At 48.6% G+C, this 14,471-nt stretch carries 15 protein-coding genes; 2 read left to right on the forward strand and 13 right to left on the reverse strand.

Annotated features, from left to right (window positions below):
* Positions 1-164 (forward strand): IS1 family transposase (locus BL249_RS06190; RefSeq protein WP_241898819.1); only part of this gene is annotated, 164 nt, incomplete at its 5' end.
* On the opposite strand, the gene BL249_RS06195 is transcribed toward BL249_RS06190, so the two are convergent.
* The 10 genes from BL249_RS06195 to dnaB form a co-directional block, all read right to left on the reverse strand.
* Positions 139-933, reverse strand: coding sequence for a fimbrial protein (locus BL249_RS06195; RefSeq protein ID WP_158233123.1), 795 nt, complete (start codon positions 931-933; stop codon positions 139-141). The genes BL249_RS06190 and BL249_RS06195 overlap by 26 nt on opposite strands.
* A 28-nt stretch (positions 934-961) precedes the next feature.
* A complete protein-coding gene (locus BL249_RS06200; protein ID WP_241898844.1) occupies positions 962-1,588 on the reverse strand; it encodes a fimbrial protein in 627 nt (208 codons plus the stop codon).
* A 35-nt stretch (positions 1,589-1,623) separates the two neighbouring features.
* A complete protein-coding gene (locus BL249_RS06205; RefSeq protein ID WP_099707409.1) occupies positions 1,624-2,376 on the reverse strand; it encodes a fimbria/pilus periplasmic chaperone in 753 nt (250 codons plus the stop codon).
* Between the two features lie 2 nt (positions 2,377-2,378).
* Entirely contained in the window at positions 2,379-4,895 is a 2,517-nt protein-coding gene (locus BL249_RS06210) for an outer membrane usher protein (protein ID WP_099707410.1), read from the reverse strand.
* Positions 4,895-5,398 carry a fimbrial protein gene (locus BL249_RS06215; RefSeq protein WP_099707421.1) on the reverse strand — a complete coding sequence of 168 codons (504 nt, stop codon included), beginning with the start codon at positions 5,396-5,398 and terminating at the stop codon, positions 4,895-4,897. The genes BL249_RS06210 and BL249_RS06215 overlap by 1 nt, the downstream gene beginning before the upstream one ends.
* A 99-nt stretch (positions 5,399-5,497) precedes the next feature.
* Positions 5,498-6,058, reverse strand: coding sequence for a fimbrial protein (locus tag BL249_RS06220; RefSeq protein WP_099707411.1), 561 nt, complete (start codon positions 6,056-6,058; stop codon positions 5,498-5,500).
* 969 nt (positions 6,059-7,027) lie between these two features.
* Complete coding sequence (locus BL249_RS06225; RefSeq protein ID WP_099707412.1) at positions 7,028-7,444, reverse strand: secondary thiamine-phosphate synthase enzyme YjbQ; 417 nt, start codon at positions 7,442-7,444, stop codon at positions 7,028-7,030.
* Positions 7,445-7,538: 94 nt separating this feature from the next.
* Positions 7,539-8,732 (reverse strand): amino acid aminotransferase, encoded by a 1,194-nt coding sequence (locus tag BL249_RS06230; RefSeq protein ID WP_199073436.1) that lies wholly within the window; start codon positions 8,730-8,732, stop codon positions 7,539-7,541.
* Between the two features lie 164 nt (positions 8,733-8,896).
* Positions 8,897-9,373, reverse strand: coding sequence for an Lrp/AsnC family transcriptional regulator (locus tag BL249_RS06235; protein WP_199073437.1), 477 nt, complete (start codon positions 9,371-9,373; stop codon positions 8,897-8,899).
* Positions 9,374-9,555: 182 nt separating this feature from the next.
* Positions 9,556-10,965, reverse strand: a complete 1,410-nt coding sequence (gene dnaB, locus BL249_RS06240) for a replicative DNA helicase (protein WP_099707415.1) — start codon at positions 10,963-10,965, stop codon at positions 9,556-9,558.
* A 98-nt stretch (positions 10,966-11,063) separates the two neighbouring features.
* Here dnaB and BL249_RS06245 point away from each other — a divergent pair, with 98 nt between their 5' ends.
* Positions 11,064-12,044 carry a quinone oxidoreductase gene (locus BL249_RS06245; RefSeq protein WP_099707416.1) on the forward strand — a complete coding sequence of 327 codons (981 nt, stop codon included), beginning with the start codon at positions 11,064-11,066 and terminating at the stop codon, positions 12,042-12,044.
* A 215-nt stretch (positions 12,045-12,259) separates the two neighbouring features.
* Here the strand turns inward: BL249_RS06245 and pspG are convergent, their stop codons facing one another.
* From pspG to BL249_RS06265, 3 genes are all read right to left on the reverse strand, one after another.
* A complete protein-coding gene (gene pspG / locus BL249_RS06250; protein ID WP_099707417.1) occupies positions 12,260-12,493 on the reverse strand; it encodes an envelope stress response protein PspG in 234 nt (77 codons plus the stop codon).
* 141 nt (positions 12,494-12,634) lie between these two features.
* Positions 12,635-13,690, reverse strand: coding sequence for a tRNA dihydrouridine(20/20a) synthase DusA (dusA, locus tag BL249_RS06255; protein ID WP_099707418.1), 1,056 nt, complete (start codon positions 13,688-13,690; stop codon positions 12,635-12,637).
* Positions 13,691-14,307: 617 nt separating this feature from the next.
* Positions 14,308-14,471: IS1 family transposase (locus BL249_RS06265; protein ID WP_241898819.1), on the reverse strand; the 164-nt coding region annotated here is incomplete at its 5' end.

Consider the following 14,471-nt stretch of genomic DNA (forward strand, 5'->3'; position numbering starts at 1 on the left):
AGCATCTGACGGGCAAAATTTTCACCCAACGCATTGAACGTAATAACCTGACGCTCCGCACCCGCATTAAACGGTTGGCTCGTAAAACAATCTGCTTTTCGCGCTCAGTTGAGATCCACGAAAAAGTCATTGGAGCGTTTATCGAGAAACACATGTTCTACTAATTGGAGGCATCACCGAAAAATCTGAGGCGTCAGCTGATAATGTAATTTTTATTGGCATAGTGATCGGATGTTTACAACGATAAGGAACGGTTATATCTCGCTTATAAAAACTACCCGCTGCGCCAGGCGAGAGGCGCCATGACGGGATTTGTCCGAAATCAACCGAAATAACATTCCCATTGTTTATAGCACAGGTGCCCGAAGTAAATATGGAATCATTACCTGCGATAATTTTCCAAATAAAATGCCGGGGATGGTCAGATTCAGTCCCCCCTTTGAAGTGAGCATATTTATATAATCTTACCGTGGCTATCTCCTGTCCTTTACTTATTCTTGTCAGATAACCGGGAGTTTCTGACACTTTATAAAAAACCCTGAACGGGATTGCATGCCAGTTACCATCACCGTGCCATGGCAGTTTAAATATTTGGGTGTAAGGCACCGGGATATCATATTTCCCGCCATTGATATATGCGCCGACCTCGAAGTCCTTGTTAAGTACGGTGGATATGCCATTATCCTCTAAGTACATAAAATCGTCGTAAAAATATGGTTCTTCATTTCTGCACTCATAGTATTTCCACAAGTCAATAAAGATGACTTCTCCCGGGGTAATTTGCCTCGACAACGGAATAACTACCGGCGAATCACCGCCACGCAACTGCTGCCCGGTCTGCTTATTACGGCATATATAAGCCGATACATTGGTTGCAAAAACCGAGAGTACAATAATCAAAAAGATCCTGCCCGTTATCCGATACCAGCGCATTTTAATATCCCTGTGACGCACAGAATCCTTAGTCATAATTCAATTTGAAGTCCACCACCGCCCGCCAGGCGCCGGCAATAAGCGGCCCGGAGGTCCGTTCAGGTACAACGTAATAAGTAAGCTGACTGCTGTCAGGCGTCAATATGGTTGGCGATTGCGGACCACCAGCCGTACCAATATGTAAATCATTTTTGTTAACGTCCAGCAGTCGCAACCCCATCCCCGACGCACCTTTTACTGCCAGCAATTGCGAATTATCGCTGTCCGTTTCGCCCTGAAATATGATCGAAATGGTTGGCTGGATTGTCGTTGTGTTTTTACCGCTACTCAGATCGCTGCGTGTCAGGCAATCACGTAAATAAAGCCGGATGGCAACAGGAGTCCCTCTGTCACCGGGATGCCTTAACGGTGAAGCGTCAGTATTACCCAGTTCGATCTGTTGCATCGCGGAACGCATAGCAAGACGACAGGCGCCTTCAGTCAACTGACCGCTAACCTGTAACACACCGTGTTCCCCTTCAACCTGCCAGCCGTCTGTATCGGCGTTGACATTAGCCGCCGGCAGTATGCTAAGCATCCAGATCGGTCCTAACGCGCTCTGCCATAGCAGCCTGAAAGCACGACGGGTTTTCTGATGCAGACGTTTCTGTCTCATGATGCTCTCCTTAAGCCGCCATGAAGACAGGCAATTCAACCCGCAATATGCTTTGTGACCTGGCATTGATCGCCATTACAGGCAAACACTAACTTCGGTCGCCCACCAAAATCATTGATATAAGTTATCACCGGATGATTGCCCAGTGCAGCCGCACTGCCTTTCAGAACGGCACGCGATTTTGGGGCAACCATCAGCGGTTCAAATCCGGCCACATCAGGACTTTTTAACGTAGCAGATGCCCCCGCCAGGGTCACATAATAAGGTGTGGGATTACTGACCTGAAAATGATCGCCCTGACGGCTCAGCGTCAGCTTTTTCTGCCAGGGATTGGCATAGCCATCAGCGCTGACCAGCAAGGGCTCAGGGCGATAAAACAGTTTTACTCGCGTCTGAAGCGCAATTTGCAACGTGTTCGGTTTGGAACTCTTTGGCGGGATCTCCCGCAGATTGAAATAAAACAACGTTTCCCGATCTTTCGCTAACTGATTTATCGCCGGCGTCACCTGAATTCGTATCTGACTGCGCGCCCCTGGTTCAACTCTTTGCAGCGGCGGCAGCACCAGCAAAGGCGAAGTAATCTTCTTACCGTGCTGATCTTCAATCCATCCCTGCGCCAGATAAGGCAGTTCACGATTTTCATTGGTAATATTCAGGCTCATTGAATGGCTGCCACCGGCAAAAATAACCCGGGTACGGTCCAGCGAAATCGCTGCATTAACCTGCCAGCTGCTCAGCAAACCGCTGAACATAAGCGCGCTGAATACCAGGGAAGATAAATATTTCATGGTTAATCCTTAACCTCAGTTGAAAGTGAATGTTTTGACGCGTTACACGTCAGTGGCAGCGTTGTGTCAAGAGCGGGTAATGTGCCGGGTAGCCTGATGACACAGTGAGTTTCACCATCCCAACGTACCTGCATCACACCGTCTGGTGCCAGACCGGTCAGCCAGACGCTGCCATCATCGCTGACAATCCCCGCCTGGTTACCATCAGCATTAGTCACCATTGCTCCAAATGGGGGGGTTCCACCAGAATCAAGGCTGATTTTCGCCATGGCTTTTTCACCGGAGATAATGCCAAAACGCCGGTAGCCAATCGCGCCCTCAGTCAATGTTCCTTGCACCACCGACCGGGTAGCATCAACGTTATCTGCCAGATCATTGACATCAATACTGACTGAATTACGGTAATAGCTGTTCACATCGCTGATCACCGCTTTACCAAAAAAGTTGCTTCTTACCGTCGAGCCATAACCACGCACCGGAATATCACTCACACCATTGGTGTCAACCATCATGCGTGTGCCCCCCATGGTATTAATCCGATGTAATGCTGCCCCCCTGGCGGTGGCCGTCATACCGCCCTGTAAACTCATTCCTACTGAACGATAAGCCCCTCCCTGATAGCTAGCATTGGCGGTTACCTGCGCCAGGTCGCTGTCATGGGTGTAATATGCGCTGGCGCTGGCACGACCGTGCTCGTCATTACCCGCTTTCAGGTTGTAGCTATCATGATCATTCAGGCGATCGAAATAACCCACCATATTACTGGTGCCTGAGCGGCTAATCTGGTTATCGTAGGTCAGCGTTATCCCATCTCCCCAGGGGATGTTCAGACTGAGATAAAGACCATCATCACGCTGGTTATCGGTTAACGTCCGATAGGCTGAAAGATTCACGCTGGCATTTTTAAACATCCAGAAATCAAAATAACGGGATAAAGACAGGCTATAATTATCGTTCGCCGGACGATTCCACCAGGTCTGATGGCTGTAGCTAAGATAGGCGGATAATCCCCAGCGAATGAACTGCTTGGTTAATGAGATGGTATACAGCTCTTTGCTGTTGTTAATGTTGGAACCTTGATAACGCGCCTCCAGGTACTGGGACATTGTCATAAAGTTTCGTTCAGAAAAGCGGTACCCCGCAAAAGTGACCTGACTGTTGTATTTATCAAAACGCTTGGAATAACTCAGCCGGAACGAACGTCCGCTTAAGTTACCCTGCTGCGGCAGTACTGCCCGCGATTGGGTGACATCGAATGACAATGCGCCCAGTACCATCAAATCGCGTCCGATGCCAATTGCTATGGCGTAATAGTCATTTCCCCCCAAAACTGAACCGCCAAAAAGTGACCAGCCATTATTGACTCCCCAGGAAAATTCTCCACTGGCAAAACCCGGTCCCTGGCTATGACGCTGGTAATCGGTTGGTTTACCCAACGCGACTTTGTAACGTACTTCTCCCGGACGCGTCAGATAGGGAATATTAGCGGTATTAACCTGAAAAGTTCGCACTGAACCATCTTGTTCTTCGATTTTAACATCCAGCGTCCCACTGGTGGCTGAATTAAGATCCTGAATACGAAAAGGGCCGGCGGCTACGGTAGTCTGATAAAGTACCCGACCTTGCTGACTGATGGTCACTTTCGCGTTGGTTTTTGCCACCCCGGTTACCTCGGGTGCATAACCCCGCAGATTTGGAGGCAGCATGTTATCGTCGGAAACTAAGCTGGCCCCCAGATAACGAAAGCTGTCAAAAATGTCTGAAGACAGATAGCTTTCTCCTACCGTCAGGCTGGCGCGCAGGGCGGCAATTGCACGAAAGGCGTAAAAACGGCTCCAGTCAAAATGTTTTTCACTGCGCTGTCCATGGCCGGCGGTACTGTTATAGTTTCCCTGCCAGTCAGCGCGCAGGCGCCAGGGACCCAGATTTGCTCCGGTGGTGCCGTTACCGCTTAATGAACGGCTGCTATTTCCTTTAACCGGTTTGGTCGCCTGAGCGTTGAGGTTATAATCCAGCAGAATTCCTGGAATGCCGTTATCCCATGCTGAAGGCGGGTCCCAGTCCAGGTTGGCATATTCAAGATAGGCCTGCGGCACGCTGAGATAGAGCGTTCCATGCCCGAGATCGCCGCGCGCGGTTAATCCTTTAAGCGAATGCAAATCAAGGCATTCACCGTCATGCCAGTAACGAACCCCATGAAGCGCAGAGGATTTTAATCCCAGCTGTTTAACCGTTTCCGGAGTAATACAAGCAACACTGCCATGAGGATCATCCGCAGGCGGTAAAAAAGTAATACTTTGCTCAGGTAATTCGTTTTTATCGTTAATTTTAATCGTCATCAGATAATTACCTGGCATCAGATAACCAGCCTGGGTAAATTCACTCAAATCCACATGAGCGCGATCATTAACGTCGAGGACGTCGGTATTAAATTCAATCGATGACCCGGCAATAACCTGCTGATATAACAATGGGACAAGCAGTGAGCAGCGGGCAACAAAAATAAGGATTCTTTTCATCAGTAATAATCTAATTTGAATCGTATCGTTGCCCCGTAAGAACCGACGCGCAGGGGTTGATGATTTTCCACCAGCCGCAGATAAAAACGGATAATCATATCCGGCGGTTGTAATAATCCCGCTGGCATCGCCTGGCCCGGCAGTGCCACATTGCCATTGCTGTCACTAATCTGCAGTCCGATGCCCTTTCCCTCACCTTTGAGGGCAAATAAACTGCCGTCGCTAACCGGACCGTCAAAGGTCACCCGGAATTTTGACCAGTCATGTTGATCGAATAATGCCGGCGTTAACGTGCAATTGATGAGATGAATACTGAATACCTGCTTCGGCCCCTGACCATCGCGTAAAAGACGGGTGACAGGCAAGGTCGCCATCACAATACTTTGATCGCGACTTTCCACTGCAATTGCGCAGGGTGTGTCGATGATCGCCCCTTGTACACTGACCTGCCCATGCCCATGATCGTGCTCAGCTAAAGGCCGTGCCTGCACTGACAAAGACATTAAGCAAATCAATATAGAAAGGTGATAACGACAGCGCATCCTATACCCCGTAATCAGGAAGGGCTCGTATTGACCGTGCCCTTCCCTTTTGTTCGAAACTTACTGATAAGCGAGTGTGAAATTGGCAACCGAAGTAAAGTCACCGGGGACAATGACAGAGGGTTTTTCTTTGGTGCCATTATTCCCCTGCAGGTAGGCGGAAAAATTCATGGTTGATTCATTATCGATTACCTGCAGAGCTGCACTTGGCTCTCCCAGCTTAATATCCTTTTGACCATCGGCGGTGAAAACCGTAAGACCGATTGATGCCCCGGATGCGGTTCCGAAAATAGCCAGGTGATCTTTATTTTGCGTTGCCTGCATACCGGTAAATGTCGCGGTAACCGTTTTATTTTCCAGACTGGATACGTCACAATTTTCTAATTTAATGTAGAAAGGACGTGGGGCTGACTTTCCACCATTCTGCAGAATTTTATTAGCCACCTGTCCCATATCAACAGTCTGATCAATGCTTTCCGGCGCAATAGAACAAGGTGCATCAATAATGCTGCCTTTAAACGTGACTTTTCCATGGCCCTGATCTTTAAGCGCTGCATTAGCCGAGCCAGCAACAACGGTAGAAGATAACGCCAGCATTAACATGATCTTTTTCATGCGCATGTATAAACTCCATTTTTCATAAAAAATAAACAGCCAGCATCTGTTTATTAAACAGATGATTCCCGTATTCCATGTTTATATGGTGACGATAGAAATAATTCGCACTACCCGGCGGCAGTACCTTTTTAATCTAATATTTCCAGCACCATAACGATATACTACGACCCTAAATTATTTATTGAGAATAACCTCCTTTACCATCTGCAGAATGTATCTAACCACATCAATAATAAAATATTTTTCCCATCCCTCTCCTGTGAACATCAGACAGCCCGTTGTTTTAATTTTTAGCATAAAAAACCAACAAAACGACCTGTTATGACAATTTAACAGTTAAATACCAAATCTCTGTTTTTCACAGCCCATCAAAAAATAAAATAAAAAAAATAAATTAATTTTTCATCATTAGTTTAAACGCCATTAATAATAACGATGCATCATCAGCATGATAAATCGTTAATAACGATCGATATTAAAAACAAATGAGTATTTAACTATTAAAGCTATTCATCTTATTATAAAAATCCATTAAACAATCATCTCTCATTTAACAAAAAAACAACAAATTAGTGCTTATTTAAGCGTAAATGCAAAAAATGAGACTTAAGAGCACGCCTTAACAAACGGCCGATCCATTTTAAAAATAAGTGAAAACAACCCCGAAAAAAACATAAGTAAATTTTATATAATTGCAGAATATCCTAATAATTTGCTCGCTGCAAAAAAACAACCTGTCGCGGTGACGCTACACAATCACCAGATAAAAAAAGCATTTATTGTTAAATAGATCATCCGATCACATCATTTTACCAGACGCGGGCAGGGAGATTGACAAAGCAAAGCGGGATAACAGACAGAATAAATGGCGGGAACCGTTAACCTCAACCTGAACTTATCGGTTATTGCGTAACGGACAGCTAAAGCGGCAGCACCAGACCAGTACGAACATGGCGTAAAAATGGGGGGCCGTCATTCGCCCTGTAACGTGGCAATAATACAACGAGCGCCGCCGTGATTGCGGTGCTCACCCAGCCAGATCCCCTGCCAGGTTCCCAGCTGTATTCGTCCCTGGCTGACAGGAAGCAGCAACGAAACGCCCAGCGTGGAAGATTTGACATGAGCAGGCATATCATCGGCCCCTTCATCCTTATGTTGCCAGGGCGCATTTTCCGGCACATAGCGCATAAAATGCTGCTCCATATCGCTGCGCACGGTTGGGTCACAATTTTCATTAAGCGTCAGGGAAGCAGAGGTATGTTGCAGCAGCAAATGCAGTAAACCGATACGTATTTCGACTAACTTATCGATATTACGTATAATTTCATCCGTCACCAGATGAAAGCCCCGGCGCTTTTCCGCCAGGGTAACGTATTGTTGATGCCACATAATCCTGTCTCCTGCTAAGTGCGATTGTGATAAGGGCCTGAAACAAAAAGGGGCGCGGTTTTGCCCCCTTACTGATGATGTTGTTCGCCTTCGGTTACATGACGGCGGCAAAGGCTTCCGCTACCTGGTGAACATTTCGGCTGTTAAGACCAGCCACACACATTCTGCCACTGGCAATCAGATAGATAGCAAACTCTTCGCGCAGACGTTCAACCTGCTGTGCACTCAGGCCGGTGTAACTGAACATGCCTCGCTGTTTCAGCAGATAAGTAAAATCTTTGCCCGGTACCGCGACACTCAAAACCGATACCAGCGACTGACGCATGTCTACAATACGCCGGCGCATTGACTCGACTTCGGCCAGCCAGCTCCGTTTCAGTTCCGTATCGTTCAGCACGCAGGAAACCACCTGAGCACCAAAATTAGGGGGACTGGAGTAGTTACGCCGCACCGTTGCTTTTAGCTGTCCCAGAACCCGCGAGGCTTCATCAGCAGAATCGCATACCACGGACAACGCGCCAACGCGTTCGCCGTATAGTGAAAAGATTTTAGAAAACGAATTGCTGACCAGCGCAGGCAGGCCAGCTGCGACGATGGCCCGGATGGCATAAGCGTCCTCTTCCATTCCCGCACCAAACCCCTGATAAGCAATATCAAGAAATGGAATCAAATTACGCGCTTTCAGTACCGCGATGGTTTTATCCCACTGTTCGTTACTGAGATCGGCGCCGGTAGGGTTATGGCAACACGGGTGGAGCAATACCACACTTTTTGCCGGTAACGTGCTCAGCGCATCAATAAAAGCGGTAAACCGGACGCCATGCGTTTCTGTATCGTACCAGGGATAGGTATTGACGCTGAATCCAGCCCCCGCAAAGATCGCCACATGATTTTCCCAGGTCGGATCGCTGACCCAGACCTGCGACTGCGGGAAATAACATTTAATAAAATCGGCGCCGACTTTTAACGCCCCGGAACCGCCCAGCGTTTGCAAGGTAGCAATACGCCCGTCGGCAAGTGCGCGGCTATCAGCACCAAACAGCAGCGGTGCCAGGCCACTACGGTAAGTGGCCAGACCTTCCATAGGCAGATAAACTGCGGCACTCTGTTGAGGTTTGTTCAGGCGGGCTTCTGCTTTTGCTACCGCATTAAGCTGAGGGATAATGCCCTGTTCGTTGTAATACAGGCCGATGCTCAGATTCACCTTATGTGCACGCACATCCTGATTAAACGTTTCCATTAATGAAAGAATCGGATCGCCGGCGTAGGCATCAACGTTTTGAAACACAGTGCAGATCTCCATATTGAGCAGTTTGCAGACTCTGACGAACAGGCAGAGATAAGCGCGCGTCGGTCGGCCCTTTCCTGACAAAGCGAAAAAGCCAGCAGGCAAACAGTGTCGCATAAAACGCAGCTAAATCGACAGAATGGGGAAAATTTAACCGCAGAAAGTCACTCGCGCAGGGTGCTTTTTCCGCTCATCACACCGTTTTCTTTCAGCCGGTTGAGTACTACCGAGGTTTTTACGTGAGACACGCTGTGGTGCCCGGACACCAGCTGACTGATCAGGGCACTTAACGCCGGTAAATCTCTGACCGTCACTTTCAATAAATAGTCAGCATCACCGGTGGTTTTCCACGCATCCTGTATTGCATCCTGCTGTAACACCAGCTGGTAAAAAGACGCTTCATCTTCTTGCGTATGATGGATTAGCCGGACTTCAATCAGCCCGGTTACCGGCGTACCGATTGCATCGGCAGAAAGGCGTGCATGGTAGCCTAAGATGCATCCGGCCTGTTCGAGGCTGATACGACGGCGTGAACACTGTGACGCGGAAAGCCCTATCAGTTCGCTTAATTCCTGGTTGGTCAGGCGGCCATTGGCCTGTAATAACGCCAGCATTTTCAGGTCAAAATCATCAAGAGTCATTATCGTTATAGCGCAGGTGAAGGATGGATGAGATTGCTTTCTCAGCTAACCTTATTCGTTAACGACTTGTCCAACACTATTTTCGGATAGTAGCGGGTGAAAGATGCACGCTGTGACCTGGCTTACGTTATGGCCTGAACCACAGATAAGCCTAAACAGACGGTGAAACCTCAACAGTAACGTTACTCGTCGTCATAAGCCGGCCCGGCATAGTTGTCAAACCGCGACCACTGACCATTGAAGGTCAGGCGTACGCTACCAATCGGACCGTTACGTTGTTTACCAATAATAATTTCGGCAATGCCTTTAAGATCGCTGTTTTCGTGATAAACCTCGTCACGGTAGATAAACATAATCAGGTCAGCATCCTGTTCGATAGAACCCGATTCACGCAGATCAGAGTTGACCGGTCGCTTATCGGCGCGCTGCTCCAGTGAACGATTCAGCTGCGAAAGTGCCACCACCGGAATATTCAGCTCTTTTGCCAGCGCCTTCAGTGAACGTGAAATTTCAGCAATCTCCAGCGTACGATTATCAGAAAGCGACGGCACCCGCATCAGCTGCAGGTAGTCGATCATTATCATGCTCAGACCGCCGCATTCACGATAAATACGCCGCGCACGCGAACGCACCTCGGTGGGTGTCAGACCGGAGGAATCGTCGATATACATGTTCTTTTTTTCGAGCAGAATTCCCATTGAGCTGGAAATACGCGCCCAGTCCTCATCATCCAGCTGTCCGGTACGGATACGGGTCTGATCGACACGGGACAACGAAGCCAGCATACGCATCATGATCTGTTCACCGGGCATCTCAAGGCTGAAAATCAGCACTGGTTTATCCTGCAACATAGCCGCATGTTCACACAGGTTCATAGCAAACGTGGTTTTACCCATTGACGGGCGCGCCGCGATAATAATCAGATCGGAACGCTGCAAGCCCGCGGTTTTTTTATTCAGATCCTGATAACCGGTATCCACACCGGTCACACCATCATGGGGGGTCTGATAAAGTGACTCAATGCGCGATATAGTGGCTTCCAGAATCTGATCGACGCTTTTCGGACCGTCATCTTGACTGGCGCGTTTTTCAGCAATTTTAAATACGCTGGATTCAGCAAAGTCCAGCAAATCCTCACTGGATCGCCCTTGCGGATCGTAACCAGCATCCGCAATCTCATTCGCGACCGAAATCATTTCCCGCACCACCGCACGTTCACGCACGATATCGGCATAAGCGTTAATATTTGCTGCGCTGGGCGTATTTTTTGACAGCTCCGCCAGATAGGCAAAACCACCGACCATATCCAGCTCACCGCGGGTTTCGAGTGATTCAGAAAGCGTTATTAAATCAATAGGTTGACTGGATTCCAGCAGACGCTGCATTTCACTAAAAATCAGCCGGTGGGGACGGCTGAAAAAATCATCGGTCACCACCCGTTCTGACACGCTATCCCAGCGTTCATTATCAAGCATTAACCCTCCCAGCACCGACTGCTCCGCCTCGAGGGAATGGGGTGGCAGCTTCAGCCCTTCAACCTGCCGGTCGCGCGGCTGGTCTTTGAATTTGTTGGTGGGTTTATTTCCTGCCATAGTGAATGCATTACCAAAAACGGGTGAATGACGGGCCAGTTTACCCTGTAAGCAGGCTGGCGTCTCCCCCCTGACCAGACTAATCGAACGGAGTGATTATGGCACAACGTATTCAAATCTCCCGCAATGGTGGGCCAGAAGTCTTAGAAGTGCAGACATTCACCCCACCGGACCCCGCTGCTGGTGAAATCCAGATAGAAAACAAGGCCATCGGTATTAACTATATTGATACCTATGTTCGCAGCGGACTTTATCCGGCGACCTTACCTTCGGGGCTTGGCACCGAAGCGGCTGGCGTGGTGAGCAAAGTCGGTTCCGCCGTCAGCGGCTTCAAACCTGGCGATCGCGTGGTATATGCCCAGGCCACGCTGGGGGCTTACAGCTCGGTACACAATGTTATCGCCGAAAAAGTAGCGCATCTGCCGGCGGCCATCAGTTTTGAACAGGCGGCAGCCTCTTTTCTCAAAGGGCTGACCGTCTATTACCTGCTGCGTCAGACCTATGAGATCCAGCCTGACGAAACCTTCCTGTTTCACGCCGCCTCAGGGGGAGTCGGGCTGATTGCCTGCCAGTGGGCAAAAGCGCTGGGTGCCCATCTGATTGGCACCGTCGGCTCGGCAGAAAAGGCTCAACGGGCGAAACAAGCAGGTGCCTGGGCAACGATTAATTATCGTCATGAAAACGTGGCGCAACGGGTTGCAGAACTCACCGACAATAAAAAGGTGCGCGTGGTTTATGACTCGGTGGGGAAAGAGACCTGGGAGGCATCACTCGACTGTCTGCAGCGTCGCGGACTGATGGTCAGTTTCGGCAACAGTTCAGGACCGGTTACCGGGGTGAATCTTGCTATTCTTAACCAGAAAGGGTCGTTATACGTTACCCGTCCTTCGCTGTTTGGCTATATCACCACTCAGCAAGAGCTGACCTCTGCCAGCAATGAGCTTTTTTCATTGATTGCCAGCGGGGCAATCAGGGTGGAGGTGCCTGAAAACCAGAAATTTACCCTCAGCGAGGTGCAAAAAGCACATAGTGCACTGGAAAACCGGCAAACACAGGGTTCCTGCCTGCTGATCCCCTGAAAAAATAAGGGCCTCCGTCAGGAGGCCCGCTGCTTTTTTTTATCGTTCGTGCTGTCTGTAGGGTACAGCGCGATGAAACGTTGTATTGGATTACCACGTCATCCTGGCAGATTTCATAAGTAAAAAATATGTTTATATGATTAATAAAGAAAACAAATCACCGCTTTGTGATCAATCACGCAAAAATATCAGGGATTTATCACTAACCCAATGATTTAACGCTGGTATTTTTTATTATCTTTCAACGATGGTGCCTTATTACAGGCATGCCATAACCCGGCAGCGATTACCGCCAGCAGCAACCAGGGAAACAATTTTATAACAAAAACCAGCAGGCCACTGATGAACAGCAGCAGAGCCGCTACCATCAATGCCAGCAGCACGCCAAAAATTGATACCCCGGTCAGCACCAATACCACAAAAAAACCCAGCACAAAAAGTATTTCCATTTCAGCTCTCCACAACAGACCTGAAAATGCTATTACAAAATCCATGCCAACGGAGTTGCCAGGCTAACTATCTGAATAATCACACGATGCTGTGGCGGAGACAATCTTAACCTGGTGAAAATAACCTGGTAATAGTCACATTTACACTATCTGAGTCAACGACTGACGTTCGGCAACCAGCGAAAGCGCCTTTTCCACAACGCGTATATCTGCGCCGGGTTTGTGGGCATTTTCACTCAGATGACGGCGCCATTGTCGCGCACCGGGAACGCCTTGAAATAATCCCAGCATATGACGGGTAATATGACCAAGCCAGGTTCCCTGACTCAGCTCATACTCAATATAGGGATACATCGCCCGCACGACTTCAACCGTATTGGCCGCAGCAACCCGATCGCCGAAAAGCAGACCGTCAACCTGTGCCAGCAACGCCGGATTCTGATAAGCTTCGCGACCCATCATCACGCCATCAAGATGTTGCAGATGAAGCTGTGCTTCCTGCAGCGTTTTAATGCCACCGTTAATCGCCAGCGTCAGATGCGGAAAATCACGCTTAAGCTGATAAACCCGAGGATAATCCAATGGAGGTATCTCGCGGTTTTCCTTCGGACTCAGTCCGGAAAGCCAGGCTTTACGGGCGTGAATAATAAACGTATAGCACTCTCCACGTCCCGCAACTGTTGTGATGAAATCACAAAGAAACTCATAGCTATCCTGTTCATCAATACCAATACGGGTTTTTACCGTAACCGGTATCGATACCTGATCACGCATGGCTTTGATACAGTCAGCAACCAGCGTTGCTTCAGCCATCAGGCAGGCGCCAAAACGTCCGTTTTGTACCCGATCGGATGGACAACCTACATTAAGGTTAATTTGCTGATAACCACGCTGCTCCGCCAGGCGTGCACACTGAGCCAGGGCCGCAGGGTCGCTGCCGCCAAGCTGCAAGGCAACCGGTTGTTCCTGTTCGTTCCACGCCAGATAATCACCTTTCCCATGAATAATGGCCCCGGTGGTGACCATTTCGCTATAAAGCAGGGCCTGACGCGTCAGCTGACGATGAAAATAACGGCAATGACGGTCAGTCCAGTCCAGCATCGGCGCCACCGAAAAACGCTGGGAAGAGTACTGAGGGGCTGCATCACGACAATCGCTGGCGGAGTGCAAAGAAGCACCGGATTTGTTTTCGTACATTGCTATGTTTATGCCGTATCTTTTTCTCAGCGGCCTTATGGCAGGCGAGGCTGAACGAAGGTATAAGAAAAATATCGTCTACTATAGCATAGAAAAGCAGCGTTGCGCCGGCGGGCTAACACAGTATCGTGGGAGGGAAATAACACTGATGAAAGAAATCAATACATGGCGAACGCGTCCACAGCAGACTGCGGTATAACGCCATCAGACGAAGATAACCGGTAGCGGGCTGCCTTTTGCTGTCAAAGTAAAAAGAGCCACGCCGGCGCGTGGCTCCGTACTGGCTGCCAGAATACGGCACCATTAATGAAATGATTTAATTAATTTTCTTGTCTTCTTTACTGTCCCGATAACACAAGCGTTATCATCAGCGGATATGACAATAAAGCAAAAAGAATTAATAAAACTCCTGCCAGTCTTTGAACTCAAATTGCTGAGAATAATGCCAGCTCTTATTCCAGTAAGCCTCCATAAACTGACTGGTTTCCTCCTCACCAAAAAACATAAAACCAAACTCCTGTAAACCTAGCCCATCAGTAAAAAGCATTAAATAATCGTTATCCGAACCAATATAAAAAGCCTGATTATCGATAATATAATTTTGGTGATGCCTCCAATTAGTAGAACATGTGTTTCTCGATAAACGCTCCAATGACTTTTTCGTGGATCTCAACTGAGCGCGAAAAGCAGATTGTTTTACGAGCCAACCGTTTAATGCGGGTGCGGAGCGTCAGGTTATTACGTTCAATGCGTTGGGTGAAAATTTTGCCCGTCAGATGCT

Origin of the sequence: Erwinia sp. OLFS4 (assembly GCF_002752165.1) — a bacterium.
Lineage (GTDB): Bacteria > Pseudomonadota > Gammaproteobacteria > Enterobacterales > Enterobacteriaceae > Izhakiella.

Coding starts and splice junctions, on each gene's coding strand:
- dnaB (WP_099707415.1), bottom strand. CDS start 10,965: ATGGCAGGAAATAAACCCACCAACAAATTCAAAGACCAGCCGCGCGAC.
- BL249_RS06210 (WP_099707410.1), bottom strand. CDS start 4,895: ATGAAAAGAATCCTTATTTTTGTTGCCCGCTGCTCACTGCTTGTCCCA.
- BL249_RS06235 (WP_199073437.1), bottom strand. CDS start 9,373: ATGACTCTTGATGATTTTGACCTGAAAATGCTGGCGTTATTACAGGCC.
- BL249_RS06245 (WP_099707416.1), top strand. CDS start 11,064: ATGGCACAACGTATTCAAATCTCCCGCAATGGTGGGCCAGAAGTCTTA.
- dusA (WP_099707418.1), bottom strand. CDS start 13,690: ATGTACGAAAACAAATCCGGTGCTTCTTTGCACTCCGCCAGCGATTGT.
- BL249_RS06215 (WP_099707421.1), bottom strand. CDS start 5,398: ATGTCTTTGTCAGTGCAGGCACGGCCTTTAGCTGAGCACGATCATGGG.
- BL249_RS06200 (WP_241898844.1), bottom strand. CDS start 1,588: ATGAGACAGAAACGTCTGCATCAGAAAACCCGTCGTGCTTTCAGGCTG.
- BL249_RS06220 (WP_099707411.1), bottom strand. CDS start 6,058: ATGCGCATGAAAAAGATCATGTTAATGCTGGCGTTATCTTCTACCGTT.
- pspG (WP_099707417.1), bottom strand. CDS start 12,493: ATGGAAATACTTTTTGTGCTGGGTTTTTTTGTGGTATTGGTGCTGACC.
- BL249_RS06195 (WP_158233123.1), bottom strand. CDS start 933: ATGCGCTGGTATCGGATAACGGGCAGGATCTTTTTGATTATTGTACTC.
- BL249_RS06205 (WP_099707409.1), bottom strand. CDS start 2,376: ATGAAATATTTATCTTCCCTGGTATTCAGCGCGCTTATGTTCAGCGGT.
- BL249_RS06225 (WP_099707412.1), bottom strand. CDS start 7,444: ATGTGGCATCAACAATACGTTACCCTGGCGGAAAAGCGCCGGGGCTTT.